25 protein-coding genes are annotated in these 26772 nt (G+C 72.6%); 13 read left to right on the forward strand and 12 right to left on the reverse strand.

Annotated elements, in window-relative coordinates; all coding sequences use genetic code 11:
• Together NOD94_RS29360 and trpS are read left to right on the forward strand one after the other, a co-directional pair.
• The coding region (locus NOD94_RS29360) for a hypothetical protein (RefSeq protein ID WP_281209168.1) at positions 1 to 287 on the forward strand (287 nt) is incomplete at its 5' end.
• Positions 288 to 793: 506 nt separating this feature from the next.
• On the forward strand, positions 794 to 1792 hold the full coding sequence (trpS, locus tag NOD94_RS29365; protein WP_281209169.1) for a tryptophan--tRNA ligase: 999 nt from the start codon (positions 794 to 796) through the stop codon (positions 1790 to 1792).
• Positions 1793 to 1816: 24 nt separating this feature from the next.
• Here the strand turns inward: trpS and proC are convergent, their stop codons facing one another.
• The 5 genes from proC to NOD94_RS29390 all read right to left on the reverse strand — a co-directional run bounded on the left by proC (position 1817) and on the right by NOD94_RS29390 (position 5467).
• Positions 1817 to 2626, reverse strand: a complete 810-nt coding sequence (proC, locus tag NOD94_RS29370; protein ID WP_281209170.1) for a pyrroline-5-carboxylate reductase — start codon at positions 2624 to 2626, stop codon at positions 1817 to 1819.
• 105 nt (positions 2627 to 2731) lie between these two features.
• Entirely contained in the window at positions 2732 to 3469 is a 738-nt protein-coding gene (locus NOD94_RS29375; RefSeq protein ID WP_281209171.1) for an ABC transporter permease, read from the reverse strand.
• A complete protein-coding gene (locus NOD94_RS29380; RefSeq protein WP_281209172.1) occupies positions 3466 to 4341 on the reverse strand; it encodes an ABC transporter ATP-binding protein in 876 nt (291 codons plus the stop codon). Before NOD94_RS29380 ends, NOD94_RS29375 begins: the two co-directional genes overlap by 4 nt.
• 89 nt (positions 4342 to 4430) lie before the next feature.
• A complete protein-coding gene (locus NOD94_RS29385) occupies positions 4431 to 4880 on the reverse strand; it encodes a hypothetical protein (protein WP_281209192.1) in 450 nt (149 codons plus the stop codon).
• A 284-nt stretch (positions 4881 to 5164) separates the two neighbouring features.
• The gene (locus tag NOD94_RS29390; protein WP_281209173.1) at positions 5165 to 5467 is read right to left on the reverse strand and encodes a peptidase; all 303 of its coding nucleotides are present in this window, start codon (positions 5465 to 5467) and stop codon (positions 5165 to 5167) included.
• 106 nt (positions 5468 to 5573) lie between these two features.
• On the opposite strand from NOD94_RS29390, the gene NOD94_RS29395 reads away from it, so the two are divergent.
• Complete coding sequence (locus tag NOD94_RS29395) at positions 5574 to 7700, forward strand: serine/threonine-protein kinase (protein WP_281209174.1); 2127 nt, start codon at positions 5574 to 5576, stop codon at positions 7698 to 7700.
• Between the two features lie 31 nt (positions 7701 to 7731).
• Here NOD94_RS29395 and ilvD read toward each other — a convergent pair whose 3' ends face one another.
• The 4 genes from ilvD to NOD94_RS29415 form a co-directional block, all read right to left on the reverse strand.
• The gene (gene ilvD / locus NOD94_RS29400; RefSeq protein WP_281209175.1) at positions 7732 to 9582 is read right to left on the reverse strand and encodes a dihydroxy-acid dehydratase; all 1851 of its coding nucleotides are present in this window, start codon (positions 9580 to 9582) and stop codon (positions 7732 to 7734) included.
• 127 nt (positions 9583 to 9709) lie between these two features.
• A complete protein-coding gene (locus NOD94_RS29405) occupies positions 9710 to 10327 on the reverse strand; it encodes a TetR family transcriptional regulator (RefSeq protein ID WP_281209176.1) in 618 nt (205 codons plus the stop codon).
• The gene (locus NOD94_RS29410) at positions 10324 to 11133 is read right to left on the reverse strand and encodes a sugar phosphate isomerase/epimerase (protein WP_281209177.1); all 810 of its coding nucleotides are present in this window, start codon (positions 11131 to 11133) and stop codon (positions 10324 to 10326) included. The genes NOD94_RS29405 and NOD94_RS29410 overlap by 4 nt, the downstream gene beginning before the upstream one ends.
• A gap of 106 nt (positions 11134 to 11239) precedes the next feature.
• Complete coding sequence (locus tag NOD94_RS29415; RefSeq protein WP_281209178.1) at positions 11240 to 12166, reverse strand: Ppx/GppA phosphatase family protein; 927 nt, start codon at positions 12164 to 12166, stop codon at positions 11240 to 11242.
• Positions 12167 to 12228: 62 nt separating this feature from the next.
• On the opposite strand from NOD94_RS29415, the gene NOD94_RS29420 reads away from it, so the two are divergent.
• Positions 12229 to 13029 carry a hypothetical protein gene (locus NOD94_RS29420; RefSeq protein WP_281209179.1) on the forward strand — a complete coding sequence of 267 codons (801 nt, stop codon included), beginning with the start codon at positions 12229 to 12231 and terminating at the stop codon, positions 13027 to 13029.
• Between the two features lie 44 nt (positions 13030 to 13073).
• Here the strand turns inward: NOD94_RS29420 and NOD94_RS29425 are convergent, their stop codons facing one another.
• Positions 13074 to 14816 carry a hypothetical protein gene (locus NOD94_RS29425; RefSeq protein WP_281209180.1) on the reverse strand — a complete coding sequence of 581 codons (1743 nt, stop codon included), beginning with the start codon at positions 14814 to 14816 and terminating at the stop codon, positions 13074 to 13076.
• 448 nt (positions 14817 to 15264) lie between these two features.
• Between NOD94_RS29425 and radA the strand changes: the two genes are divergently transcribed.
• Positions 15265 to 16680, forward strand: coding sequence for a DNA repair protein RadA (gene radA / locus NOD94_RS29430; RefSeq protein ID WP_281209181.1), 1416 nt, complete (start codon positions 15265 to 15267; stop codon positions 16678 to 16680).
• Between the two features lie 293 nt (positions 16681 to 16973).
• The gene (disA, locus tag NOD94_RS29435) at positions 16974 to 18098 is read left to right on the forward strand and encodes a DNA integrity scanning diadenylate cyclase DisA (RefSeq protein ID WP_281209182.1); all 1125 of its coding nucleotides are present in this window, start codon (positions 16974 to 16976) and stop codon (positions 18096 to 18098) included.
• 66 nt (positions 18099 to 18164) lie between these two features.
• On the opposite strand, the gene NOD94_RS29440 is transcribed toward disA, so the two are convergent.
• Entirely contained in the window at positions 18165 to 18920 is a 756-nt protein-coding gene (locus NOD94_RS29440; protein ID WP_348652360.1) for a hypothetical protein, read from the reverse strand.
• Between the two features lie 226 nt (positions 18921 to 19146).
• Here NOD94_RS29440 and NOD94_RS29445 point away from each other — a divergent pair, with 226 nt between their 5' ends.
• From NOD94_RS29445 to NOD94_RS29475, 7 genes are all read left to right on the forward strand, one after another.
• The gene (locus tag NOD94_RS29445) at positions 19147 to 19752 is read left to right on the forward strand and encodes a phosphatase PAP2 family protein (RefSeq protein WP_281209184.1); all 606 of its coding nucleotides are present in this window, start codon (positions 19147 to 19149) and stop codon (positions 19750 to 19752) included.
• A 29-nt stretch (positions 19753 to 19781) separates the two neighbouring features.
• Positions 19782 to 20687, forward strand: a complete 906-nt coding sequence (locus NOD94_RS29450; RefSeq protein ID WP_281209185.1) for an A/G-specific adenine glycosylase — start codon at positions 19782 to 19784, stop codon at positions 20685 to 20687.
• A gap of 216 nt (positions 20688 to 20903) precedes the next feature.
• Complete coding sequence (locus NOD94_RS29455; RefSeq protein WP_281209186.1) at positions 20904 to 21464, forward strand: SigE family RNA polymerase sigma factor; 561 nt, start codon at positions 20904 to 20906, stop codon at positions 21462 to 21464.
• Positions 21465 to 21529: 65 nt separating this feature from the next.
• Positions 21530 to 22183, forward strand: coding sequence for a hypothetical protein (locus NOD94_RS29460; RefSeq protein ID WP_281209187.1), 654 nt, complete (start codon positions 21530 to 21532; stop codon positions 22181 to 22183).
• A 13-nt stretch (positions 22184 to 22196) separates the two neighbouring features.
• Positions 22197 to 22910 (forward strand): two-component system response regulator CseB, encoded by a 714-nt coding sequence (gene cseB / locus NOD94_RS29465; RefSeq protein ID WP_281209188.1) that lies wholly within the window; start codon positions 22197 to 22199, stop codon positions 22908 to 22910.
• Positions 22907 to 24223, forward strand: a complete 1317-nt coding sequence (cseC, locus tag NOD94_RS29470; protein ID WP_281209189.1) for a two-component system sensor histidine kinase CseC — start codon at positions 22907 to 22909, stop codon at positions 24221 to 24223. Before cseB ends, cseC begins: the two co-directional genes overlap by 4 nt.
• 108 nt (positions 24224 to 24331) lie before the next feature.
• Positions 24332 to 25528 (forward strand): LamG-like jellyroll fold domain-containing protein, encoded by a 1197-nt coding sequence (locus NOD94_RS29475; protein WP_281209190.1) that lies wholly within the window; start codon positions 24332 to 24334, stop codon positions 25526 to 25528.
• A 66-nt stretch (positions 25529 to 25594) separates the two neighbouring features.
• Here the strand turns inward: NOD94_RS29475 and NOD94_RS29480 are convergent, their stop codons facing one another.
• Positions 25595 to 26206 carry a M23 family metallopeptidase gene (locus tag NOD94_RS29480; protein WP_281209191.1) on the reverse strand — a complete coding sequence of 204 codons (612 nt, stop codon included), beginning with the start codon at positions 26204 to 26206 and terminating at the stop codon, positions 25595 to 25597.
• Positions 26207 to 26772: the final 566 nt, after the last annotated feature.

Below are 26772 nucleotides of genomic sequence, written 5' to 3' on the forward strand. Positions count from 1 at the left end.
GGTATCAACTTTTGGCGTTGATTTTTGGCACGCTGTTGAGTTCTCAAGGAACGGACGCTTCCTTTGTACTCACCCTCTCGGGCTTTCCTCCGGGCTTTCGTTCTGTTCTGTTCTTGCGTTTCCGACTCTATCAGACTCTCTCGGGCCCGATTTCCTCGGTGCTTTCCAGGTCCTGCGCTTTCGCGCTTTTCCCTTTCCGGCGATTCCGACTCTATCAGATCCTTTCGGACCTGACTCCCGGTCAGCGGGGTTTGTCCTCCGGGCTGTTGGGCCCTTCCGACGAGTGAGACAGTAGCGGATTCCCTGCCCCCGAAGCCAATCGGCGGCTGCGTCCTGGGACGCGGATTCCTCATTCGCAAATACGCATGAAAACGAGACGACAACTTGAGTCGTTCGTTCGAATGTGTAGTGCGGGATGGCTGTCCGGGGACCGACCGGGGTCGGCGCTCACTTCGGACAACTCGAAGAACCTTACGGATCGGGCACTGGTGTGTCAACCCCCGGCTGACCGCGCGTGAACAGCGGGGGTGGAGGGGCGGCACGGTGCGGGGTCGTGGACGGAAAACGCTCCGCGCGGCGCCGTCCCCGGGCTACGGTGGCTCGTATGACTACGCATGCGATCACGCTCGACCTTCGCTGGTGGGCCGCCTGACGGCGGCCGACCTTCCACGCGAGCACACATGCGTTCACGGCCGCCGCTACGGCGGCCGTTTCTGTTTCTCCCCTCCCGGGAGTGGCTCGGTCGCCCGACACGGCGGCGCCACGACAGCCACGGGACAAGGGAGAGCGGGACATGACGAGGATCTTCAGCGGGGTCAAGCCGACCGGGCACCTGACTCTGGGGAACTACTTGGGGGCCGTGCGGCAGTGGGTCGCCGCCGAGCAGAAGCCCGACGACGCCCTGTTCTGCGTCGTCGATCTGCACGCCCTCACCGTCGAGCACGATCCGGCGCGGGTGCGCCGGCTCAGCAGGCAGGCCGCGACGCTGTTGCTCGCCGCCGGGCTGGGACCGGAGAAGTGCACGCTGTTCGTGCAGAGCCACGTGGACGAGCACACCCGGCTCGCCTACCTACTGGAGTGCACCGCCTCGGACGGGGAACTGCGCCGGATGATCCAGTACCGGGAGAAGGCGACGAAGGCGCAGGACGCCGGGGAGGGCGTACGTCTGTCGCTGCTCACCTATCCCGTGCTGATGGCCGCCGACATCCTGGCGTACGACACCGACGAGGTACCGGTCGGTGAGGACCAGCGGCAGCACGTGGAGCTGACGCGGGACCTCGCCGTGCGGTTCAACCAGCGGTACGGGCACACCTTCACCGTGCCGAAGGCCACCCATCCCCAGGTGGCGGCTCGGGTCATGGACCTCCAGGACCCGACCTCGAAGATGGGGAAGTCCCACGAGAGCGGCTCGGGGATCGTCTACCTGCTCGACGAGCCGGCGGTGATCCGCAAGAAGGTGATGCGCGCCGTGACCGACAGCGGTGCGGACGGCGTGGTCTACGACCGGACCGAGCGCCCGGGAGTGGCCAACCTCCTCGACGTCCTCGCGGCCTGCACCGGCGGGGATCCTGAGGTGCTCGCGGAGGGGTACGCGCAGTACGGGCCCTTGAAGCGGGACGTCGCCGACGCCGTGGTGGAGCTGTTGCGGCCCCTGCGGGAGCGGCACGCGGAGATCTCCGCGGATCCGGGCGAGGTGGAGCGCGTGCTCCGGGAGGGCGCGGGGAGGGCCAGGGCGCTGGCCCGGCCGGTGGTGGACCGGGCGTACGAGGCCATCGGGCTGCTGGCCCCCTGATCCCGTACGCCCTCCCCCGTACGGTCAGCTGTTGCCGGAGGCGAGTTCGCGGCTGCGGTCGCGGGCCGCCTCCAGGGCGGCGATCAGGGCCGCCCGTACGCCGTGCTTCTCCAGCTCGACGATGGCGTTGATGGTCGTGCCGGCCGGGGAGGTGACGGCCTCGCGGAGCTTGACCGGGTGCTCGCCGCTGTCGCGGAGCATCACGGCGGCGCCGATGGCGGCCTGGACGATGAGGTCGTGGGCCTGGGCGCGGGGCAGGCCGAGGAGGATGCCCGCGTCCGTCATCGCTTCGACGAGGTAGTAGAAGTAGGCGGGTCCGGAGCCGGAGAGGGCGGTGGCCGCGTCCTGCTGGGACTCGGGGACGCGCAGGGTCTTGCCGACGCCGCCGAAGATCTCCTCGGTGTGCTGGAGGTGGGCGGCGGTGGCGTGGCTGCCGGCCGAGATGACGGACATGGCCTCGTCGACGAGGGCGGGGGTGTTCGTCATGACGCGGACGACGGGGGTGCCGGGGGCGAGCCGTTCCTCGAAGAAGGAGGTGGGGATGCCCGCGGCGCCGCTGATGACCAGGCGGTCGGCGGGGATGTGGGGTGCGAGCTCTTCGAGGAGCTTGCCCATGTCCTGGGGCTTGACGGTGAGGATGAGCGTGTCGGCGCGCTTGGCGGCTTCGGCGTTGCTGACGGCCTCGACGCCGTAGCGGGTGCTGAGCTCCTCGGCGCGCTCGGCGCGGCGGGCGGTGACGAGCAGCTTGCCCGCCGGCCGGCCGCCGCGGATCATCCCGCTGAGCAGGGCCTCGCCGATCTTGCCGGTACCGAGGACTGCGACTGTCTGGGTCATGCCGGGTTCACCTCGCCGAACGAACGTAAGGACGTACGGGTTCATCCTTGCACCCGGCCGGGGAGCGGCGGGCGGGCGTCCGGTCCGTGGGCGGCGGGGGTTCGGCTACGGGGTGCGGCGGCGGAGGGTGGCCGCGCCGAGGACGAGGACGAGCAGGGCGCAGCCGGCGACGACGAGGGCGTCGCGGACGAAGTCGGTGGTCATGTCGGTGTGGGTGAGGACCTGGGTCATGCCGTCGACGGCGTAGGACATGGGCAGGACGTTCGAGAGGCCTTCGAGGACGGGCTGCATGGTGTCGCGGGGTGCGAAGAGTCCGCAGAGGAGCAGCTGGGGGAAGACCACGGCCGGCATGAACTGGACGGCCTGGAACTCGGACGCGGCGAAGGCGGAGACGAAGAGGCCGAGGGCGGTGCCGAGGATGGCGTCGAGGAGGGCGACGAGGAGGAGCAGCCAGGGGGAGCCGATGACGTCGAGGCCGAGGGCCCAGAGGGCGAGTCCGGTGGCGAGGAGGGACTGGACGACGGCGACGGCGCCGAAGGCGAGGGCGTAGCCGGCGATGAGGTCGCCCTTGCCGAGGGGCATGGCGAGGAGGCGTTCCAGGGTGCCGGAGGTGCGTTCGCGCAGGGTGGCGATCGAGGTGATCAGGAACATGGTGATGAGGGGGAAGATCCCGAGGAGGCTCGCGCCGGTCGTGTCGAAGGTCTGCGGGCTGCCGTCGAAGACGTAGCGCAGCAGGGTCAGCATCACCACGGGGACCAGGAGCATCAGCGCGATGGAGCGCGGGTCGTGGCGGAGCTGGCGCAGGACGCGGGCGGCGGTGGCGAGGGTGCGGGCGCCGTTCATCGGCGGGTTCCTTCGGTGGCGGGCGCGGCGGGCGCGGGGATTGTGGGTGCGGGCGCGGCGGGCGCGGGGGTGGCGGGCGTGTCGGCGTCGTCCACCAGGCGGAGGAAGCCCTCTTCGACGGTGGCGGAGCCGGTGCGGGTGCGCAGGGCGTCGGGGGTGTCCTGGGCGAGGATCCGGCCCTCGCGCATGAGGAGCAGGTCGTGGCAGCGCTCCGCCTCGTCCATGACGTGGGAGGAGACGAGGATCGTGGTGCCGCGGCGGGCGGTGAGGTCGTGGAAGAGGTTCCAGAGGTCTCGGCGCAGGACGGGGTCGAGGCCGACGGTGGGCTCGTCGAGGACGAGCAGTTCGGGCGTTCCGAGGAGGGCGACGGCCAGGGAGACGCGGCTGCGCTGGCCGCCGGAGAGGTTGCCGGCGAGGGCGTCGGCGCGGGTCGTGAGGTCGACGTCGGCGATGGCGCGGGTGACGGTTTCCGCGCGGCGGGCGGCCGCGGCGCGGCCGGGGTCGAGGACGGCGGCGAAGTAGTCGAGGTTCTGCCGGACGGTGAGGTCGTCGTAGACCGAGGGTGCCTGGGTGACGTAGCCGATCCGGGCGCGGTTCTCGGGGTGGCCGGCGGGGCGGCCGAGGACGTCGAGGGTGCCGGTGACGTGGGCCTGGGTGCCGACGACGGCGCGCATGAGGGTGGACTTGCCGCAGCCGGAGGGGCCGAGGAGGCCGGTGATGCGGCCTCGGGGGACGTCGAAGGCGATGGCGTCGAGGACGGTGCGGGGGTTGCGGCCGGTGCCGCGGCGGACGGTGAGGCCGTGGGCGTGGATGGCGGGGGTGGGGGTGGCGGGGGTGGGGGACGCCGTTTCCTCCGACTGTTTATTCATCATGTGATGAATAATGCTCCTGGCGGTGCCAGGGCGTCAATCGGCCGGTGGGTGCGGGTTGCGGTGCGGGGCTCGGAAGCCGGGCGGCGCCGCTACTTCTTGCGCTTGGGGCGACGGGCGGCGGGGTTGCCCGTACGGCTGCTGCGGCGACGGGTGAACTCGGCGAGGGCGCGCTCGTACTCGACCCGGTGCAGCTTCTCCCCGGGGGCCTCGACGAGGCAGCGCAGGAAGTACGCGATGAGGGAGCCGATGAAACCGATCGCCTTCAGCCCCTTGAGGGCGGCCTCGTCGGAGGACGGGGCGACGCGACGGCCGAAGGACTCCCAGGTCTTGGCGAAGGCGATGGAACTGGCGATCGCGAAGAGGATGACGACGGAGATGCTCAGGAACGGGCCGACGTTGCCGATCTCCAGGCCCTCGTAGGCGAGGCGCAGCAGGTAGGCGCCGGCGACGGCGGCGACGAGCGCGCCGACGGCGACCGCGGCGCGGCGCGGGGCGTAGCCGTTGTCGTGGTCCACCCAGGTGGTGCCGAAGAACCGGATCGGCTCGGGGCGGGGGCCGGGGGTCGGCTCGGTGGGCGTGGCGGGCGCCGCGGGTCCGGCGGGCCGGTCGGTCTCGCCCTTGTCGCCGGCCCGGCCGTTGCCCTCGCCGGGCGCCTGGGCACGGCCCTGGGCCGGACCCCGGCTCTGGCTCTGGCTCTGGTCTCGCTGCTCGTCGTCGCTCACAGCAGCGATTATCCCCCGGCGGGTCGGGTCGGCCGGGGGCGTCTCGCGTGGCGGAACGGGTGACGGGGCGGAGGTCCCGGGAAGAGGTCCCGGGCCGTCGCTCAGCCGCAGCGGCCGGCGACGTAGCCGTCGCTGCCGGTCTTGACGTAGGCGTCGGAGACGAACTGACCGTTGCCGATGCAGTCCCACAGGTCGGTGGTGCCGTACGGGCCGCTGATCGTCGTGCCGGGGCACTGGCAGCGGATCGTGACGTAGCCGCCGACGGGCAGGGAATCGATGATGGCGTAGTTGGTGCCCGGGCCGCTGCGGACGTTCACCTTGTACCCCGGAGCGAGCGGGTAGGTCGGGAACCCGGCAGTGCTTGCGAGGCCCTGCGCCTGGCTGGAATCGTTCTCAACGGACATGTGGAACATCCCCCCTTGGATGTGCCCCCGCGCAACGCGCGCGGGGTGGCGAGCCCTTGGATGTTCCCACGGGCCATCGACTAGGCTCCGGCGGGGGTGGTGAGCGGTGCAGTCACGGCGTGCGGACTACGCGGGGTTTCCGGAGTACGCGGGCCAGTACCGGCTCGAATCCGTACTCGGCTCCGGTGGCATGGGCGTCGTCCACCTGGCCGCTTCCAGCTCCGGGCTGAAACTCGCCGTCAAGGTCGTGCACGCACAGCACGCGGTGGATCCGGAGTTCCGGGCGCGGTTCCGGCAGGAGGTCGAGGCCGCGCGGCGGGTCAGCGGAGCCTTCACCGCGCCCGTCGTGGACGCGGACCCGGACGCCGAGCGGCCCTGGATGGCCACCCTGTTCGTCGACGCCCCAACGCTGTCGGAACGGGTACGGGAGCGGGTGCTGGACGCCGTCGAGCTGACCCGGCTCGCCGCCGGACTGGCCGAGGCGCTGCGGGACATCCACCGGGCCGGGGTCGTGCACCGGGACCTGAAGCCGAGCAACGTACTGATGGCCCCCGACGGGGTGCGGGTCATCGACTTCGGGATCTCCCGCCCGGCCGACAGCGACCTGCGCACCGAGACCGGCAAGCTGATCGGGACGCCGCCGTTCATGGCGCCGGAACAGTTCCAGCGGCCCCGTGAAGTGGGTACGGCCGCGGACGTGTTCGCGCTGGGCGCGGTGCTCGTGCACGCGGCGACGGGCCGGGGTCCCTTCGACTCCGACAGCCACTACCTCGTCGCGTACCAGGTCGTGCACGCCGAGCCCGATCTGACCCAGCTCCCTGCCAGGCTCGTCCCGATCGTGGCCCGCTGCCTGGCCAAGGATCCCGCGGATCGGCCGACCGCCGACGCGCTGATCACCGAGATCCGGACCGTGACGAGCCGGACGGCCGAGGACACGCAGGCCTTCATACCGCAGCCGCGCGGCCCGGTACCGGCGGAGGAGATCACCCACCTGCGCGACCGCGTCGCCGGGGACGACGCCGTGCGGGAACCCGATCGGCCGGCCGGCCCGGGGCGAAAGCGGAGGCCGGCGCTCCTGGCAATGGGGCTCGCGCTGCTGCTCACGGCGGGCGCCATCGGCGGCTATCTGCATTTCCGCCCCGGAACCGGAACTCCGGGGCCACCGGCAACGCACGCGTCGAACGTGCCGGAGAAGCGGTTCGCCCCCTGGTCGGTGTCACTGGGCCGGCATTCCGTGACGTGCGCGGCGGAGGCGGCGGGGCTCTACTGCGCGGGCCGGGGGCTGACCGCTGCCCGGCTCGATCCCTCGACCGGCTCCGTGATGTGGGAGGTGCGCGCCGCCGCACCCGCCGGGACGGTGACGAACGGCGTCCTCCTCCACGCGGGCGGGGTCGTTCTCGCGGTCGCGTCCGGCAGTGAGGTGCTCCAAGCCCTGGATCAAGGAACGGGTGAGGAACGCTGGCGGCGGAAGGTGCCCGGGGGCACCCGCGTGGTGGCGGCGGGCCCGCTCGCGCTCGTCGTCGCGGCCGACGGAGGCGTCACCGCCCTCGACGCGGCGAGCGGGGCCCAGCGCTGGACCAAGCAGAGCGGCGGGGCGGCGGCCACCTGGTGGGGCGGCTCGGACGGTTCGGGTGCGGCGGTCCTCCACGCGGCCACGCCCGAGGACGGCGGGGCGACCCGGATCGTCGAGGTGGATGCCGCGAGCGGAGCGGTGCGCGGGCAGGCGCGAACCACCGGACGGCTGAGGCCCGTCGGTACGGCACAGGGCGGGATGTACTTCCTCGCCAACGACGCCGGCACTGGTACGGACGCCGTCGTGCGGGTGGACGTGACCACCCGGGCGATCCGGCGGGTGCCACTGGCGGCACCGCTGTACGAGGCGGAAGCGACGGTGGGACCTGACGGAACCGTCTACGCCTTCTCCCCCCGGGGCGGACTCGTGGCGATCGGCCCGGACAAGGAGCGCTGGCGGACGGAAACCGGTGTGGCGGTCGCCTCCAGGCCGGTGTTCTCCGACGGACGGATCCACCTGACGGCTTCGGACGGGCGGCTGCTCGCCGTCGACGCTGCAGCCGGACGGCTCGCGGGGCAGACCAGGTCGCGCATGGCCGCGGGCCAGGACGTGGTCGCCGCGGCCGTCCCCGCACCCGTCGCCATCGACGGCCGGGTCTTCGCGTCCGCGCCCGACGGGAGCGTGTTCGCCGTGGACGCGCGGAACCCCGCCGGATGGTGACGCGCCCGGCGGGGTTCGGAGCGGGAAGGGGTCAGCCCAGGCGGGAGACGTCGCGGACCGCGCCCTTGTCGGCGCTGGTGGCCATCGCGGCGTAGGCGCGCAGGGCCGCGGAGACCTTGCGCTCGCGGTCCTTCGGGGCGTAGACGCCGCCGAGGGCCTCGTGGCGGGCCGCGAGGGTGGCGTCGTCGACGAGGAGCTCGATCGAACGGTTCGGGATGTCGATCCGGATCCGGTCGCCGTCCTCGACGACGGCGATGGTGCCGCCCGAGGCCGCCTCCGGGGAGGCGTGGCCGATGGACAGGCCCGAGGTGCCGCCGGAGAAACGGCCGTCCGTCACGAGCGCGCAGACCTTGCCGAGGCCGCGGCCCTTGAGGAAGGACGTCGGGTAGAGCATCTCCTGCATGCCGGGGCCGCCGCGCGGGCCCTCGTAGCGGATGACGACGACGTCGCCCGCCTTGATCTCCTTGCGGAGGATCTTGTCGACGGCCTCGTCCTGCGACTCGCAGACGACGGCGGGCCCCTCGAACGTCCAGATCGACTCGTCGACACCCGCCGTCTTCACGACGCAGCCGTCGGCGGCGATGTTGCCGCGCAGGACCGCGAGGCCGCCGTCCTTGGAGTACGCGTGCTCCACCGAGCGGATGCAGCCGCCCTCGGCGTCGAGGTCGAGGGTCTCCCAGCGCTCGGACTGCGAGAAGGCGGTGGCGGAGCGCTTGCAGCCGGGGGCCGCGTGCCACAGCTCCATGGCCGTGTCGGAGGCGGCGCCGGAGCGGGCGTCCCACTCGGCGAGCCAGTCCTCCAGGTTGTCCGAGTGGACGGAGGTGACGTCCTTGTTGAGCAGCCCGCCGCGGTGCAGCTCGCCCAGGATGGCGGGGATGCCGCCGGCCCGGTGGATGTCCTCCATGTAGTACGTGCCGCCGGGCGCCACGTTCGGGGCGACCTTCGACAGGCACGGGACGCGGCGCGACACCTCGTCGATGTCGGTCAGGTCGTACTCCAGGCCCGCCTCCTGCGCCGCGGCCAGCAGGTGCAGGATCGTGTTCGTGGAGCCGCCCATCGCGATGTCGAGGGCCATGGCGTTCTCGAAGGCCTGCCGGCTCGCGATGTTGCGGGGCAGGACGGATTCGTCGTCGCCCTCGTAGTAGCGCTTGGTGATCTCCACGACCGTGCGGCCGGCGTCCTCGTACAGGGCGCGGCGGGCGGTGTGCGTGGCGAGGACCGAGCCGTTGCCCGGGAGGGCCAGGCCGATGGCCTCGGCGAGGCAGTTCATCGAGTTGGCGGTGAACATGCCCGAACACGAACCGCACGTCGGACAGGCGTTCTCCTCGATGCGCAGGACGTCCTCGTCGGAGACGTTCTCGTTGGAGGCGTCGACCATGGCGTCGATCAGGTCGAGCTTGCGGACGGTGCCGTCGACGAGGGTGGCCTGACCGGCCTCCATCGGGCCGCCCGACACGAACACGACCGGGATGTTGAGGCGCATCGCGGCCATCAGCATGCCGGGGGTGATCTTGTCGCAGTTGGAGATGCAGATCAGCGCGTCGGCGCAGTGCGCCTCGACCATGTACTCCACCGAGTCGGCGATCAGGTCGCGCGAGGGCAGCGAGTACAGCATGCCCGCGTGGCCCATGGCGATGCCGTCGTCGACCGCGATCGTGTTGAACTCGCGCGGGATCGCACCGGCCTCGCGAATGGCGTCGGAGACGATCCTGCCGACGGGCGCCAGGTGGGTGTGGCCCGGGACGAACTCGGTGAAGGAGTTGGCGACCGCGATGATCGGCTTGCCGATGTCCTCGCTCGCTACGCCCGACGCGCGCATCAGCGCACGTGCGCCTGCCATGTTGCGGCCGTGGGTGACGGTGCGGGACCTCAGCTCGGGCATCGGGTTCACTCCCCATGAGTGCGGCCCGCCCGACGGACGCGGCCGCGACTGTAGATATGAATCAGTTACGAGGCTACGCCTGTCGCCCGCGATACGGACAGGCTGTCCGGATGTCGGGACGGGCGGCTCATTCCTCGGTCAGGTACCGCTGCAGCGTCGGCGCCACGAGGGCCACGATGTCCTCCGGGTCCGCGGACGCCAGCGGCTCGACCTGCACGACGTAGCGCAGGAGCGCGATGCCGACCATGTGCGAGGCGGCCAGCTCGGCGCGGAAGGTGGGCTCGGGCACGTCCAGATCGGCCGCGACCCGCTCCAGGACCCGGCGCAGGATCAGCCCGCGCAGGACCTTCGCCGCCGCCTCGTGGGTGAGGGCGGAGCGCATCACGGCGAGCATCGGGGCCCGGGTGACCGGGTTCTCCCAGACCCCGAGGAAGTAGCGGGCGAGCCGCTCACCGATGCCGTCCGGGCCCTCCCCGAGCACCGCCGGGACGATCAGGGCGGGCTCCATGCTCACCTCGATCGCGGCGGCGAACAGGTCGTCCTTGCTGCCGAAGTAGTGGTGCACCAGGGCCGGGTCCACCCCGGCCACCTTCGCGACACCGCGTACGGACGTCTTGTCGTACCCGCGCTCCGCGAACACCTCCCGGGCCGCGAGCCGGATGACCTCCTGGGTACCGGGACCGTCGCCGACCTCGTCCTGCCGGGGCCGGCCGGGGCCGCGACGGCGCTTCGCGGGCTCGGTCATCGGCGCCGCGCCGGGTCCGCGAGGTGCAGCCGGGTGAAGGCCAGCGCCTCGGCGAGGTCGGCCTCGCGCTCGGCGGAGGACATCGCCCGACGCGTGTTGACCTCGATGACGATGTGCCCGTCGAAGGACGTACGGGCCAGGCCGGCCAGCAGCTCCGCGCAGGGCTGGCTGCCACGACCGGGCACCAGGTGCTCGTCCTTCGCCGATCCGTTGCCGTCGGCGAGGTGGATGTGGGCGAGCCGGTCGCCCATCCGGTCGATCATGGCGTTGGCGTCCGTACGGGCCGTCGCGGTGTGGGACAGGTCGACGGTGAAGTGCCGGTAGTCGTCCTTGGTGACGTCCCACTCCGGGGCGTAGGCGAGCATCTCGCGGTCCCGGTAGCGCCACGGGTACATGTTCTCCACGGCGAACCGGACGTCCGTCTCGTCGGCCATCCGCCAGATCCCGGCGACGAAGTCCCGCGAGTACTGTCGCTGCCACCGGAACGGCGGGTGCACGACCACGGTCGACGCCCCGAGCCGCTCGGCCGCCGCCCGGGCCCGCTGGAGCTTGATCCACGGATCCGTCGACCACACGCGCTGGGTGATCAGCAGGCAGGGGGCGTGGACGGCGAGGATCGGCACCCGGTGGCGGTCGGACAGCCGGCGCAGCGCGTCGACGTCCTGACTGACCGGGTCCGTCCAGACCATGACCTCGACGCCGTCGTAGCCGAGGCGCGCGGCGATCTCGAAGGCGGTCGCCGTGGACTCCGGGTAGACGGAGGCCGTGGAGAGCGCGATTTTCGGGATCCGGACTGGTTCTGCCACGGGGACAGGTTACGGGGCCCGGGCCCGACGGCGGCGAGCCCGGGGGCCGCGGGCGGGGGCGGGACGGGGGCGGGGGGCGCGGACGGGGCGCCCGTACCCCCGCCCTCTACGGCAGGTGGTCCAGCCTGCGGAGGATGACGCCCTCGCGTAGGGCCCAGGGGCAGATTTCCAGTTCCTCCACGCCGAAGAGGTCCATGGTGGCTTCCGCCACGAGGGCGCCGGCCAGGAGCTGGGAGGCGCGGCCCTCCGAGACTCCGGGGAGGGTCGAGCGTTCGAGGGTGGTCATCGCCGCGAGCCGCGGGACCCATTCCACCAGCGACTTCCGGGTCAGGTCGCGCTGGATGTACAGGCCGTCGGCCTCCCGGGCCGCGCCCGCGATGCGGGCCAGCTGCTTGAAGGTCTTCGACGTGGCCACGACGTGGTCCGGCAGGCCCGAGCGGCTGAACTCCCCGACCGTACGGGCGATCTGGGCCCGGACGTGTCTGCGCAGGGCCTTCACGTCCGCCGGGTCCGGCGGGTCGCCGGGGAGCCAGGCGGAGGTGAGGCGGCCGGCGCCGAGGGGGAGGGAGACTGCCTTGTCGGGGTCCTCGTCGATGCCGAAGGCGATCTCCAACGAGCCGCCGCCGATGTCCAGCACCAGGAGCTTGCCGGCGGACCAGCCGAACCACCGCCGGACCGCCAGGAAGGTCAGCCGGGCCTCGTCCTCGCCGCTGAGGACGGGCAGGTCGATGCCGGTCTCGGCCTTGACGCGGGCGAGGACCTCGTCGGCGTTGGTGGCCTCGCGCACCGCGCTGGTGGCGAAGGGCAGCAGGTCCTCGCAGCCCTTGTCCTCGGCGGCCTGAACGGCCTCGCCGATCACCGCGACGAGCCGGTCGATGCCCTCGGGGCCGACCGCGCCGTGCTCGTCGAGGAGTTCCGCCAGCCGCAGTTGCACCTTGTGCGAGTGCGCGGGCAGGGGGCGCGCGCCGGGGTGCGCGTCCACCACCAGCAGATGAATCGTGTTCGAACCCACGTCAAGGACACCGAGTCTCATACGAGAAACGCTACTGGGCGGAACGCGGAGGGGTGGAGTAAGGGGCGCTTAGGCTTGGGTTTGTGCCAAATACGAAGAAGGCCAACAAGACCCGGTCGAAGAAGGACAAGGGCAAGGAGCCTGACGAGAAGGGCCTGGACTTCCCCCGGGCCTGGGTGGAATTCCCCGATCCGGCGGACGACGAGCAGGTCTTCCGCTGCGATCTGACCTGGCTGACCTCGCGCTGGACGTGCATCTTCGGCAGCGGGTGTCAGGGCATCCAGCCGGGCCGCGCCTCCGACGGCTGCTGCACGCTGGGCGCGCACTTCTCCGACGAGGACGACGAGAAGCGCGTCGCGGAGCACGTCGCCCGGCTCACGCCCGAGGTGTGGCAGTTCCACGACGTGGGCAGCGAGAGCGGCTGGACCCAGTTCGACGACGACGGTGAGAAGCAGACGCGCCGCTGGGACGGGGCCTGCATCTTCCTGAACCGGCCCGGTTTCCCGGCGGGCGCGGGCTGCTCCCTGCACATCCTGGCGCTGAAGGGCGGCCAGGAGCCGCTGGAGACGAAGCCGGACGTGTGCTGGCAGCTGCCCATCCGGCGCACGTACGACTGGATCGACCGACCGGACGACACCCGGATCCTCCAGGTGTCGATCGGCGAGTACGACCGGCGCGGCTGGGGTCCGGGCGGCCACGACCTGCACTGGTGGTGCACGTCGGCGACATCGGCGCACGGCGCGGGCGACCCGGTGTACGTGTCGTACCGGCCGGAGCTGACGGAGCTGATGGGCAAGGAGGGGTACGACGCCCTCGTCGCCCTCTGCGAGGCGCGGCTGGCGTCCCTGCTGCCGATGGCCCCGCACCCGGCGGACCCGGCCTGACCCGGCCTGACCCGACCCGACCCTGACCCGACTCGCCCCCGCCCCTACCCCCCGGCCGGTGCCGGGGCCGGGGCCGGGTCGGGGGAAACCGTTCCTCCTGAGGAGGGTTCCGGCGTCGGGGTCGGGGTGGCGGGTTCCGGCGGTGTCGGGGTCGGCGTGGGGGTCGGCGTCGGCGTGGGCGTCGGGGTCGGCTCCGGGGTGGGTGTCCGGGTCGGCGTGGGCGCCGGCGGGGTTTCCGGGGCGGGGGCCGGGCGGCCCCGGCCCTGGATGGAGACGACCGCGCCCGCCGGGTCCACCCCGACGCGGGCGCTCCAGGCGCCGACGGGCTGGGCCGCGGCGTCCACCGTGATCCGTAGGGTGACCGATTCTCCGGGCCGCATCGTGCCCGCCGTCTGGCTCGCGCGGAGCCACGGGGCGTCGGACCAGAGCCGCCAGTCGACGGGGCTGCCGCCCGAGGCGGTGAGGGTGAGCAGGGTGACGGATCCCCGGGTCGTGGCGGCTGCGGTGAGCCGGCCGGGGGTGCCCGGACCGGCCGCTTCCGGCGTCGGGGGCTGGCCGACGCTGATGACCTCGACGGAGACGTCGGGGACCGCCGCACCCGGCGCGAAATTGGGCTCGCCGGTGGTGTGGGCGGTGTTGCCGGTGTTCTCGTAGGCGGTGAGCGGGCGGCCGTCGGCGTACGGCAACGGGATGTCGGACTCGCTGGCGGAGATCCGGGTGCCCTCGCCCCCGACGGGCTCGCCGGTGCTGGGCGCACCCCGGTACGCGGCCCACAGCGCGATGACCGGCGCGGCGACGACGGTCGCGACGACGGTGGTGGTCACGGCCCGGGCCCGGAGCCGGTCGCGACGGGCGGCGCGGTCCTTGGGGTCCATGGGGAAGCCGGTCCGGTCGAAGCGCGGCCCTGGGCGGCCGCCGCGGCGGCGCCCGGAGCGCAGCATGGCCGCGTGGACGGCGGTACGGGGGGCCGGGACGAGGGGAAGCGCGGCGTTGACGCCGCCGGTGCCGGGCCAGGGCGCGCCCGCGCCGACGCGTTCGGCGGCGCGGCGGCAGCGCGGGCAGTCGTCGACGTGTCGGACGAGTTCGGCGCGCAGGGAGCTGGACAGCAGCACGTTGCCGTCGCCCCCGTCGCCGTCGTCGCCGGTGAGTCGGGAGACGACCGGGCAGTTCCCGGTCTCGACGACGGCGAGGGCGGCGCGGGTGCGTTCCACCTCGCAGGCGGCCCCGGACAGCAGCTCCCGCGCGGCCGCCGGACCGGTGCCGAGGACGGAGGCCAGTTCGGGGACGCCGAGGCGGTGGCGGACGGCGAGTTCGAGGGCCTCGCGCTGCTCGGGGGTGGTGCCGGCGGCTTCGGGCCAGGCGAGTCGGGCCAGCTCCGTACGGCGGTAGGCGCTGACGTCGAGCCCGCGGTGGGCCCCCGGCGCATGGGGGGGGTCGACGTGCTCCGGCGCACGCCGGGCGGAGTGCGCGCCCTGGCGGGCGCGGCGCTGCTCGGTCAGCCGGCGCAGGCAGGCCCAGCGGGCGAGGGCGTACAGCCAGGCGCGCCGTTCCCCTTCGTCGGGGCAGCGGCCGGGGTGTCGTTCGGCGACGGCGAGGACGTCCCCGAGCACGTCGGTGGCGGCGTCGTGGTCGCACAGGACCGACAGGCAGTACGTGAACAGGCCGTCCAGGTAGGGCTCGTGACGGAAGGGCGGCGGCGCGGGCGGCGCGGTCGGCCGCCCGTCGACGGTGTCCGGGGCGCCGGTCGCGGTGTCCCCCGCCGCCGGAGCCGGAGCCGGAACCGGCATCGGCCTGCCGGCCGGGCGATCGGCGGAGGCGTCAACCGGTGTATCCGCCGGGACTCCGGACCCCCGCGGGCTCCGCCCCCCGTGCGCCCCATGCGCCCTTCGTGCCCCGGGTTCCCCGTACTCCTCGTACGCCCCGTCCGTCACGTCGGCCGCACCCTTCCCTTCGGGCCTCTCGGGCCCCTCGGCAGCCCCGTCGGCAGGGGCGGGCGCGCCCCCCGTCGGACCCGCGGCGGGCGTACGCCCGTGCGCCCGGTGTGCGCCGGTGCGCGATGCGGGGTGTCGCTGGTCGCTGCTGTTCACCTGGCGACCGTAGGCGGCGCGCCGGTGACGGCCCGGAAGCCTTCAGCAGTTTTAGTCCTTACGGGTGAACAGATCGCCACCGCGCTGACAGTCCCCCTGACGACCGCTCCGCCCGGCGTTGTCGGTGGGGGCCGCTACCGTGGGGCGCATGGCTGCCCGCACCGCTCGTTCATCCGCCAAGGACCGGCCGTCCTACCGCTGCACCGAGTGCGGCTACACGACCGCGAAGTGGCTCGGGCGTTGCCCGGAGTGCCAGGCCTGGGGGACGGTCGAGGAGATGGGCGGCGCCCCCGCCGTACGGACCACGGCGGCCGGGCGGGTGTCGTCGCCCGCGCTGCCGATCGGTCAGGTCGACGGCCGGACGGCGACGGCCCGCAGCACCGGGGTGGACGAGCTGGACCGAGTCCTGGGCGGCGGGCTGGTCCCGGGGGCGGTCGTGTTGCTGGCCGGGGAGCCGGGCGTCGGCAAGTCGACGCTGCTGCTCGACGTCGCGGCGAAGGCGGCCAACGGGGACCACCGCACCCTGTACGTCACCGGTGAGGAGTCGGCGAGCCAGGTGCGGCTGCGGGCCGACCGGATCAACGCCCTCAGCGACCACCTCTACCTCGCCGCCGAAACCGACCTGTCCGCCGTGCTGGGTCACCTCGACGCCGTGAAGCCGTCGCTGCTGGTCCTGGACTCCGTACAGACCATCGCCTCCCCCGAGATCGACGGCGCGCCCGGCGGCATGGCCCAGGTGCGCGAGGTGGCCGGGGCGCTGATCCGGGCCTCCAAGGAGCGGGGCATGTCCACGATCCTCGTCGGCCACGTCACCAAGGACGGGGCCATCGCGGGCCCCCGCCTGCTGGAGCACCTGGTGGACGTGGTGCTGAGCTTCGAGGGCGACCGGCACGCGCGGCTGCGCCTGGTGCGCGGCGTGAAGAACCGGTACGGGGCCACCGACGAGGTCGGTTGCTTCGAACTGCACGACGAGGGCATCACCGGGCTCGCCGACCCGAGCGGCCTCTTCCTCACCCGGCGTGCCGAGGCGGTGCCCGGGACCTGTCTGACGGTGACCCTGGAGGGCAAGCGTCCGCTGGTCGCCGAGGTGCAGGCGCTGACCGTCGATTCGCAGATCCCCTCCCCCCGCCGGACCACGTCCGGGCTGGAGACCTCGCGCGTCTCGATGATGCTGGCGGTCCTGGAGCAGCGCGGTCGGATCACCGCGCTGGGCAAGCGGGACATCTACAGCGCGACCGTGGGCGGGGTGAAGCTGACCGAGCCGGCCGCGGACCTGGCGATCGCGTTGGCCCTGGCCTCGGCCGCCAGTGACGTGCCGCTGCCGAAGAACCTGGTGGCGATCGGGGAGGTGGGCCTCGCCGGTGAGGTGCGGCGGGTGACGGGCGTGCAGCGGCGGCTCGCGGAGGCGCACCGGCTGGGCTTCACGCACGCGCTGGTGCCGGCGGACCCGGGCAGGATCCCGGCGGGCATGAAGGTGACCGAGGTCGCGGACATGGGCGAGGCACTGCGGGCACTGCCGCGCGGCCGGTCCCGTACGCCGGCCAAGGAGCGCGGAGCGGAATAGGGGAGCCGGGCCGCGCGGAGCGCGCGCCCCGGGAACACCGGCCGGGAGTTCGACGGCGGGCCCTGGCCCCGGAACCCGCCCCCGGAACACCGGCCAGGAGCGGAATCAGAGGGTCCGCCAACTGGCCGGGCAGCAGGTCAGGGGCCTGCCGCCGGCATCCGCGGGACGGGTACGGTCCAAGGCACGGCGGGCGCGCAGCCCGCGCCGGTAGACTTTGTGCTGGTCCGCCCGGCCGTACGCACGCCCTCGTGCCCGTGGCGCGGGGCGGTACGACCCGCGACCGGAGGAGTGCAGTGGCAGCCAAGGACGGGGCAGCAGCATCCGGCAAGTCGGGCGCTAGCTCCAAGCAGGAGGCCATGATGCGCGCCTCGCTGAGCGCGGTCGCACCTGGTCAGCCCCTGCGTGACGGCCTGGAGCGAATCGTCCGCGGCAACACGGGCGGGCTCATCGTCCTCGGAATGGACAAGTCCGTCGAGGCGATGTGCACCGGCGGTTTCGTGCTGGACGTGGAGTTCACCGCGACGCGGCTGCGCGAGCTCTGCAAGCTCGACGGCGCGCTCATCCTCGACAAGGACATCACCAAGATCCTGCGCGCCGGCGTGCAGCTGGTGCCGGACGCGTCGATCCACACGGAGGAGACGGGCACCCGGCACCGCACGGCGGACCGCGTGTCCAAGCAGTGCGGCTTCCCCGTGGTGTCGGTTTCGCAGTCGATGCGCCTGATCGCGCTCTACGTGGACGGGGAGCGGCGCGTCCTGGAGGAGTCCGGGGCGATCCTGTCGCGGGCGAACCAGGCCCTGGCCACGCTGGAACGGTACAAACTGCGCCTCGACGAGGTCGCGGGAACGCTCTCCGCGCTGGAGATCGAGGACCTGGTGACGGTCCGCGACGTGACCGCGGTCGCCCAGCGGCTGGAAATGGTCCGCCGGATCGCGACCGAGATCGCCGAGTACGTGGTCGAACTGGGCACGGACGGGCGACTGCTGTCGCTCCAGCTGGACGAGCTGACGGTCGGCATCGAGCAGGAGCGGGAGCTGGTGATCCGCGACTACGTCCCGGAACCGACGGCGAAGCGTTCCCGCACGGTCGAGGAGGCGCTCCCGGCGCTGGACGCGCTGACGCACCCGGAGCTGTTGGAACTGGCGATCGTGGCGCGGGCCCTCGGGTACACGGGCTCCCCCGAGACCCTGGACTCGGCGGTCTCGCCGCGCGGATACCGGCTGCTGGCGAAGGTGCCGCGGCTGCCCGGGGCGATCATCGAGCGGCTGGTGGAGCACTTCGGCGGGCTGCAGAAGCTGCTCGCGGCGAGCGTCGACGACCTCCAGACGGTCGACGGCGTCGGCGAGGCCCGCGCGCGAAGCGTCCGCGAGGGCCTGTCGCGCCTCGCGGAGTCCTCGATCCTCGAACGCTACGTCTGACCCCCTCGACCGCTACGTCTGCCCCACCGACGCTCCCGGCGCTCCCGGCGCCGCCGCGGCGCCCCGTCAGTCCTGCTTCAGGACGAAGGAGGCCTGCGCCACCTGCATGCCCGGGGCCTTGACCTCGACCATGTAGGTGCCGGGGGTCGCACTGCCCGGCGGAGGCGTCTGGCACTGGTCCGCGGCGCTGAACTTGCGGTCCCATTCCAGGGACTGCTTCGTCTCGCCCTGTGCCGGCACCCGGAAGAAGGCGGTGGCGGCGCCCGTCGGGCAGTCGCCGGAGGACCAGACGGCCTTGGCGCCGGCAGACTGGATGATCGTCAGGACCGCCTGCTTCGGGCCGAGTCCGACCTTGCAGGTACTGCCGGAGGTGTTGCGGACGAACAGTTCGAGACGGGGCTTCTCGTTCGTCTCGTACTCGTTCTTGACGCTCTTGACCTCCCACTGCAGCGAACCCGTCGGGCAGGTGGGCAGCGGGGAGTCCGCCGGCACCTGCGCCCCGCCGTTGCCGCCGCCCGCCCCCGCCGAGCCCGCGGCGCCGTCCGAACCGGCGCTGCCGCCCGTGCCGTTGCCGCCGCCGGGCTCGCCGTTCTTGCCCGCGCTGCCGCCGCCGGAGCCGGAGCCGGAACCCGTGCCGGAGCCCGACTCGGTGCGCCCGCCCGGGGCCTGACTGATCGCCGAGCCGGACGGGGACGGTCCCGCCGTGATCGTGTCCCGCGGGCCGGAGCCGTCGCCGCCCTTGCCGTTCGTACTCGACTTGCCCGCGCCGGAACTGACGGTCCATACGGCGAGGAGGGCGAGGAGCGCCACAACGGACGCCAATACGGCCCTCCGTCGCCAGTAGATGGAAGAGGGGAGCGGCCCGACCGGATTGCGCATAGATCCCACGCACCGAACCTTACGAGAACTCGCACCGCGATCAGTGCCCCCCATGCCGCACAACCGGCAGGTTTTGCCGATGATCATCCTGCGGGAGCAGAGCGGATCGCAAAGTTCCGGCCAAGGGTCCCGTACGACCGCGATCCGGCCTTGAGTACGGTCTGTGACCATGGACAGTTCCGACCTCTATCGCGACATCACCGACTTCGCCCGTGACACGCCCCCCTGGGTGCAGTCGGCGTTCGAGGCCGAGACCAAATACGGGCTCCTGCTCTTCGGTGCGCTCTTCATAGCCGTCTGGTGGCGTTCCCGCGGGCACGACGACCGGGCCGTGGCGCTCGCCGTCCTGGCACCGCTGGTCACCGCCCTCACGTACGTCGCCTCCGAGACGGTGAAGTCGACCGTCGACGAGGAACGGCCCTGCCGCGCCGTCGCCGGCGCGGCCGCCTCACTGATCGCCTGCCCCGAGTACGGGGACTGGTCGTTCCCGAGCAATCACTCCGCCATCGCGGGCGGCGCGGCCGTCGGTCTCGCCATGGCCGCGCGCCGGCTGGCCGTGTGGACCCTGCCGCTGGCCGTGCTGATGGCCTTCTCCCGGGTCTTCGTCGGCGTGCACTATCCGCACGACGTGGCGATGGGCCTGCTGCTGGGCGTCTCGCTCGGCGCCCTCCTGATGGTCGCGCTGGCCGGTGTGATGAGTCGGATCGTGGCCGCCGTACGGGCGAGCGGAGTTTCCGCGGCCGTCTGGTTCACCGGTCCGGGCCCGGCGCGCTGAGCCCGAAACGTGCCAGGATGCCGTCTGCCATGACTGCATCCACCACTCCTTCCCCCGACGTCTCCCACGCGCTGCACTCCCCCGTCATCGCGTGGTTCGACGAGCACGCCCGCGACCTCCCCTGGCGCCGCCCCGAAGCCGGCCCCTGGGGGGTCATGGTCAGCGAGTTCATGCTCCAGCAGACCCCCGTCAGCCGGGTCCTGCCGGTGTACGAGCAGTGGCTCGCCCGGTGGCCCCGGCCGGCCGCGCTGGCCGCCGAGGCCCCCGGCGAGGCCGTCCGCGCCTGGGGGCGCCTCGGCTACCCCCGCCGCGCCCTGCGCCTCCACGGCGCGGCCGTCGCGATAACGGAACGGCACGGCGGCGACGTACCGCGCGAGCACGCGCAGCTGCTGGCGCTGCCCGGGATCGGCGAGTACACGGCCGCCGCCGTGGCCTCCTTCGCGTACGGGCAGCGGCACGCGGTGCTGGACACCAACGTGCGCCGGGTGTTCGCCCGCACCGCGACCGGGGTCGAATACCCGCCGAACGCGACCACCGCCGCGGAACGCCGCCTGGCCCGCGCCCTGCTGCCCGAGGACGAGGGGACGGCGGCCCGCTGGGCGGCCGCCTCCATGGAGCTCGGCGCCCTCGTGTGCACCGCCAAGAGCCCGGACTGCGTCCGCTGCCCGGTGGCGGGACTGTGCGCGTGGCGGCTCGCCGGGAAGCCCGCGCACGACGGTCCGCCGCGCCGCGGACAGACGTACGCCGGGACCGACCGGCAGGTGCGCGGCAAACTGCTCGCCGTGCTGCGCGAGGCGGTCGGCGCGGTTCCGCAGGCGGTCCTCGACACCGTGTGGGACGAACCGGTCCAGCGGGCCCGGGCGCTGGACGGGCTGGTCTCCGACGGTCTGGTGGAGCCGCTCGCGCAGGGCATGTACCGGTTGCCGCAGAGCTGAATCCGCAGCGGTCGCGAACTCCTCGAACCCGGCTCGTAGCTGACTCAAGTATTCCGCTTCGGGCCGGGAAACCGCAGCTCAACGGCACTGTTACACAACCTACGGCTGTCCGTGCGTCCACCGAAGGCTCACCCGCACAGTGCCGTGACAACCCGTCCGTACCTTCGGATCCGTAAGACGGCGGAGACGGTTGGACGGCAGCGGAGGCGGTCAGAGATGGCACACGGCGAGGTGCTCGGATTCGAGGAGTACGTACGCACCCGGCAGGACGCGCTGCTGCGCAGTGCCCGCCGCCTGGTCCCGGACCCCACGGACGCCCAGGACCTCCTCCAGACCGCCCTCGTCCGCACCTACGGCCGCTGGGACGGCATCGCCGACAAGTCCCTGGCCGACGCCTACCTCCGCCGGGTGATGATCAACACCCGGACCGAGTGGTGGCGGGCCCGCAAGCTCGACGAGGTCCCCACCGAGCAGCTCCCCGACGCGTCCGTCGAGGACGGCTCCGACCAGCGCGCCGACCGCGCCCTGCTGATGGACATCCTCAAGGTGCTCGCGCCCAAGCAGCGCAGTGTCGTCGTCCTGCGACACTGGGAGCAGATGAGCACCGAGGAGACGGCCGCGGCGCTCGGCATGTCGACGGGAACCGTGAAGAGCACCCTGCACCGCGCACTGGCCCGGCTCCGGCAGGAGCTGGAGAGCCGGGACCTGGACATGCGTGCGCTCGAACGCGGTGACCACACCAGCCGGTACGAGGGGCGGGAGCGGTGCGCGGCCTGAACGGCCAAGACCTGAGTGACAGAGGCTCTCCCCCGGCCCGTGCCGGGAGGGGGCCGCTCGTACTGGTGTCGGCGGGGACGATCGTCCTCGTCGGCACCGTGCTGTTCGCGGTCGGCTGCTCCACGGGCGGCAGCGGGCTGCGCGACGGCGGTCCCGCCCACACCGACCAGGTGGCCCGGACGGCCAAGCCGTCGGAGGACGCGGACACCGCGCCCGTCCCGCCCGGCCACGCGCCCGCGTCGGCCTCCGGCAGCCCCCTCAAGAAGGTCGACGCGGTGGCCCTCCTCAAGGCGGACCCCAAGGTCAGCCCCGCCGTCAAACGGGACCTCAAGCCCTGCACGGGCAAGGAGTACCCGATCGACGTGAGCTACGGGAAGGTCACCGCGGGCGGCTCCGTGGACGTCGTCGTCAACGTCCTGTCGTGCGCGGACGCACTCGGGCTCGGCTCGTACGTGTACCGGGCGGACGGCGGGAAGTACGAGAATGTGTTCACGGACGAACAGTCCCCCGTCTACGCGGAGATCGACCGGGGCGACCTGATGCTCATCAAGCAGGTCTACGGCAAGGGCGACGCCCTGGCCTACCCCTCCGGCGAGGACGTGATCACGTTCCGCTGGAACGGGGAGAAGTTCACCGAGCAGGACCGTGTGCACACGGAGTACAGCAACGTGGTCGACGGCGGGGGTCAGCCCGCCCCGGCCCTGACGCAGAAGAACTGAAGTGAGGCTGGGCATGGCCGAGACCCATGTGCTGTTCGTGGAGGACGACGACGTCATCCGCGAGGCCACGACCCTGGCGCTGGAGCGCGACGGGTTCGTGGTCACCGCCATGCCCGACGGGCTGTCCGGACTGGAGTCCTTCCGGGCCGACCGGCCCGACATCGCCCTGCTGGACGTGATGGTCCCCGGGATGGACGGCGTCAGCCTGTGCCGCCGCATCCGGGACGAGTCCACCGTCCCCGTGATCATGCTGTCGGCGCGCGCCGACTCCATCGACGTGGTCCTCGGTCTGGAGGCCGGCGCCGACGACTACGTCACCAAGCCCTTCGACGGCTCCGTCCTCGTCGCCCGCATCCGCGCCGTCCTGCGCCGCTTCGGCCACGCCGGCGGACCGCAGAACGGCGGCCAGGGCGGCTCCGGCGAGGGGCCGGCCGGGGAACGCGGCGTGCTCTCCTTCGGCGACCTGGAGGTCGACACCGAGGGCATGGAGGTCCGCCGGGCGGGCGCTCCCGTCGCCCTGACGCCGACCGAGATGCGGCTGCTGCTGGAGTTCTCGTCGGCGCCCGGCACCGTGCTCTCCCGCGACCGGCTGCTGGAACGCGTCTGGGACTACGACTGGGGCGGCGACACCCGCGTCGTGGACGTCCACGTCCAACGACTGCGCACCAAGATCGGTCAGGACCGGATCGAGACGGTCCGGGGCTTCGGATACAAGCTGAAGGCATGAGGCGCTTCACCCTCCGCACGGGTATCCGCTGGAAGATCACACTCGCCATCGCCGCCGTGGGCGCCCTCACCGCGGTCGCGCTGAGCCTGGTCGTGCACAGTGCTGCCCGCGTGTCGATGATGGAGAGCGCCCGCGACGCGGAACTGGAGCGCGTCCAGTACATCGCCACGCGCAACGCCGACATGGGCCGCAAGCCCATCTGGGGGGCCAAGCTCAACGACCCCGAACTGCCTCCGCAGTTGCGGGAGAAGGCCCGATCGGGCCGGCGCGGCACCTACGTGCAGGAGCACCCTCGGAAGGCGCCGGAGGTGTGGGCCGCGGTCCCCCTCGGGAACGGGCAGGTGCTCTCCCTGCACCACCCCTTCCGGGAGAGCGCCAACATGGTGCGCGACCTGGACCAGGCGCTCGTGGTCGGCTCCCTCTCGGTCGTCATCGGCGGCTCGGCGCTCGGCGTGCTCATCGGCGGCCAGATCTCGCGCCGCCTGCGCAAGGCGGCGGCCGCCGCGCAGCGCGTGGCGCACGGGGACCCCGAGGTCCGGGTGCGCGACGCCGTCGGTGGCGTCGTACGGGACGAGACGGATGACCTCGCGCGCGCCGTGGACGCCATGGCGGACGCCCTCCAGCAGCGGCTGGAGGCGGAACGGCGGGTCACCGCCGACATCGCGCACGAGCTGCGGACCCCGGTGACGGGCCTGCTCACGGCGGCGGAACTGTTGCCCCCGGGCCGGCCGACGGAACTCGTGCGGGACCGGGCGCAGGCCTTGCGGGCGCTGGTCGAGGACGTGCTGGAGGTGGCCCGGTTGGACAGCGCGTCCGAGCGGGCCGAGCTCCAGGACGTGGCGCTCGGCGAGTTCGTCAGCCGACGGGTGGCGTCGCTGATGCCGGAGGCGGGCGTACGGATCGTCGCGGACGAGATCGTCAGCACGGACCCGCGCCGGCTGGAGCGGATCCTCGGCAACCTGCTGGCCAACGCCGCGCGGTACGGGCAGGCGCCGATCCAGGTCGACATCGAGGGCCGCGTCGTGCGCGTACGGGACCACGGGCCGGGCTTCCCCGAGGCGTTGCTCCGGGAGGGCCCGAGCCGTTTCAGGACCGGGTCGACGGACCGGGCGGGCGTCGGACACGGGCTGGGTCTGACCATCGCGGAGGGCCAGGCGCGGGTGTTGGGCGCCCGGCTGACGTTCCGCAACGTCGCGGCGCCGGGCGGCGCCGAGGGCGAGGGCGCGTCGGCGGGCGCGGTGGCGGTGTTGTGGCTGCCGGAACACGCGCCGACGGCGACGGGGAGTTTCCCGATCATCAAGCTGCCGGGGTGAGTTGGGACGCCGGCGCGTGCCGGGGTCCGCGCGGACCCGGGCGGATCGCGACCGTATCGGAACCATCGGCCGTTCGTTCGGTCGCGGCGATGTTTTAGCATCCGTGCCATGACTGACGGTACGGATCGCCCGCACAGCCCCCAGCCCGACCCCGCCGCCGGGAGCGGCGGCGGTTACGGATTCCCGCAGGGGATACCCGGCGGGTACGGCGGACAGCCTGGCTCGGGGCAGCCGGGTTCCGGGCTGCCGGGGCCCGCACAGTCCAATCCGTACCAGCAGGAGCCCCCGCAGGGGCAGCCGCAGCCCGGCCTGCCGCTGGGGGTGTTCCCGCCGGCGGAACCGTTCCCGCAGGCCGAGCCGTTCGCGCCCGCGCCGGCACCCGAGGCCTTCGCCTCGTCCTCGCAGCCGGACTGGCAGGCGATGGCCGACCGCAGCGAGGCGCAGCAGCGCAAGCGCCGGCTGTTGACCATCGGGATCGGGTCCCTGGCCGTGGTGCTGGTGGCCTCGGGTACGGCGTTCTTCCTGCTCAAGGGGGACGGGGAACCCACGGACAAGCCGACGACGGCGTCCTCCGGCTCGCCGAGCCCTTCGGAGCAGTCGTCGGAGGCTCCCGAGTCGAAGGCCCCGGAGGACGACTCCCCGACCGTGGCCGGTGAGCCGAACCTGCTGCGCGACCGCAACGGTCGGATGGGCATCGCCCTGGGCCCCGGCGCATCGCTGGGCGAGCTGTCCAAGCGGACCGAGGTCAGGTTCAAGGGCACGGACGACTCGTACGCCCAGGGCGCCGAGGCGGCCGTGGACGTCACGAAGAGCTTCACCGTCTCGACGCGCGCCTACAACGTGGCCGAGTCGGGCTCCCGCATGGCGGTGAGCCAGGGCGACGGGGTCTCGTACTCGTTCGAGCTGGGCTTCGAGGTCGTCAACGGCAAGAAGGCCTGGGTGTTCCGGGTGCAGACCGGGGACAAGGGCCAGGCGGCGACGGCGCAGCAGGTCGTGGTGGACAACGTCGAGACCGTACGGACCTGGGCCCTGCTGACGGGTACGTACGACGCGGAGAAGAAGACGATCGCGCTCTGGGTGGACGACAAGATGGTCGGCCAGGCGCAGGTCTCCGGCATCTGGGCGGGCCCCGGTCCGCTCCAGCTGGGCCGGGCGCGCCACCACGGGATCTGGAGCGCCGCGTGGGACGGGCCGCTCGACCACATCCGGATCTTCGGCCAGGCACTGGGCCAGGAGCAGATCACGGGGCTGAAGAACAACAAGCTCGACAAGAAGACCAAGCCGACGCATTCGTGGCTGATCTGATCCCTTGCCGGTATGCGCCCCCCGGGGCCCCTAAGGCCCCTGGGGTGGGCGTGGCGTCGACGTTCCTCAGAGGCTGACGCCGGCGTTGCGCAGGAAGGCCACCGGGTTGATGGCGGAGCCGTAGTTCGGGGTGGTGCGGATCTCGAAGTGCAGGTGCGGGCCGCTGGAGTTGCCGGTGTTGCCGGACAGCGCGATCCGCTGGTCGGCGCCGACCTTCTGGCCGATCCTGACCTGGATCTTCGAAAGGTGGGCGTACTGGGAGTACTTGTTGTTCGCGTGCTTGATCACGATGGCGTTGCCGTAGGCGGGGCCGTCGCCGCCACCGTTCGGGCCGGCCTTCACTACGGTGCCGGCGGCAGTGGCGACCACCGGGGTGCCGACGGGAACGGCGAAGTCCTGGCCGGAGTGCTTGTGCGACCACATGCTGCCGCCCTTGCCGTAGGTCGCGGAGAGCGTGTAGCGCTTGACCGGCTTCTTCCAGGTGGAGTTCTTGCCACCGGCGGCCTTGGCCTGCGCCTGGGCCTGGACGGCGACCAGTTCGGCGGTGCCGGAGACGGCGGCCGGCGCCGTGTCGGCGAAGGCCGCGTTCGCTCCGGCCCCGAGAGCCAGTACCGCACCGAGTCCGGTGGCGACGACGGCTATGCGGGTACGACGGGTGCTGACGCGGTTCGCGGACATGTGCAGACCTCCGGGGCCGGGGACAAGGAAGTGAATCGGGCAAGAAAGGACCCGGCTCTGCGGCGGTGAAGCCGTCGGTGCCGGGCTTGCTCAACCTTGGTAACCCGGGCCCCCCTAGTTCCCCAAACCTCCCCGTTACTACCCGGACTCGTAGCGAACCGGAGGGCGACGTTCCTGTTGACGCCTCCCAGGCTGGGCCTGGAGGTGGACAAAAGGGACGTCAAAATCTACGAGAGGTCCTAGTAGGTCCGATTTGTTCTGTGCGGCTTGTCACCGGCCCCCGCCCCCCATTGAGACCCCCGTCACCACGACCAACACCCCACGCCCCACGGCGTATCCACACCCCACGCCCCCACCTGCCCACCCCCACACGGAACACTCCCCCACCACCCCGGACCGATAAGGAATCCCACCCGCAAGGAACCCAACGGACACCCACGGGACGAAAACGGGGCTCCCGGGGGAGGACGAGGGGCGGGACGGGGGCCGGGGCGGGTCCGGCCCGGGGCGGGGCCGAGGCGGGGCTGGCCCCGGGTGGGGCCGAGGCAGGGCTGGCCCCGGGTGGG

The sequence above is a fragment of the Streptomyces sp. Isolate_45 genome (genome assembly GCF_024721315.2).
Lineage (GTDB): Bacteria > Actinomycetota > Actinomycetes > Streptomycetales > Streptomycetaceae > Streptomyces.

Coding starts and splice junctions, on each gene's coding strand:
- radA (WP_281209181.1), top strand. CDS start 15,265: ATGGCTGCCCGCACCGCTCGTTCATCCGCCAAGGACCGGCCGTCCTAC.
- NOD94_RS29450 (WP_281209185.1), top strand. CDS start 19,782: ATGACTGCATCCACCACTCCTTCCCCCGACGTCTCCCACGCGCTGCAC.
- NOD94_RS29445 (WP_281209184.1), top strand. CDS start 19,147: ATGGACAGTTCCGACCTCTATCGCGACATCACCGACTTCGCCCGTGAC.
- ilvD (WP_281209175.1), bottom strand. CDS start 9,582: ATGCCCGAGCTGAGGTCCCGCACCGTCACCCACGGCCGCAACATGGCA.
- NOD94_RS29480 (WP_281209191.1), bottom strand. CDS start 26,206: ATGTCCGCGAACCGCGTCAGCACCCGTCGTACCCGCATAGCCGTCGTC.
- NOD94_RS29455 (WP_281209186.1), top strand. CDS start 20,904: ATGGCACACGGCGAGGTGCTCGGATTCGAGGAGTACGTACGCACCCGG.
- trpS (WP_281209169.1), top strand. CDS start 794: ATGACGAGGATCTTCAGCGGGGTCAAGCCGACCGGGCACCTGACTCTG.
- NOD94_RS29425 (WP_281209180.1), bottom strand. CDS start 14,816: ATGCCGGTTCCGGCTCCGGCTCCGGCGGCGGGGGACACCGCGACCGGC.
- NOD94_RS29375 (WP_281209171.1), bottom strand. CDS start 3,469: ATGAACGGCGCCCGCACCCTCGCCACCGCCGCCCGCGTCCTGCGCCAG.
- NOD94_RS29475 (WP_281209190.1), top strand. CDS start 24,332: ATGACTGACGGTACGGATCGCCCGCACAGCCCCCAGCCCGACCCCGCC.
- cseB (WP_281209188.1), top strand. CDS start 22,197: ATGGCCGAGACCCATGTGCTGTTCGTGGAGGACGACGACGTCATCCGC.
- NOD94_RS29415 (WP_281209178.1), bottom strand. CDS start 12,166: ATGAGACTCGGTGTCCTTGACGTGGGTTCGAACACGATTCATCTGCTG.
- NOD94_RS29390 (WP_281209173.1), bottom strand. CDS start 5,467: ATGTCCGTTGAGAACGATTCCAGCCAGGCGCAGGGCCTCGCAAGCACT.
- proC (WP_281209170.1), bottom strand. CDS start 2,626: ATGACCCAGACAGTCGCAGTCCTCGGTACCGGCAAGATCGGCGAGGCC.
- NOD94_RS29405 (WP_281209176.1), bottom strand. CDS start 10,327: ATGACCGAGCCCGCGAAGCGCCGTCGCGGCCCCGGCCGGCCCCGGCAG.
- cseC (WP_281209189.1), top strand. CDS start 22,907: ATGAGGCGCTTCACCCTCCGCACGGGTATCCGCTGGAAGATCACACTC.
- NOD94_RS29380 (WP_281209172.1), bottom strand. CDS start 4,341: ATGATGAATAAACAGTCGGAGGAAACGGCGTCCCCCACCCCCGCCACC.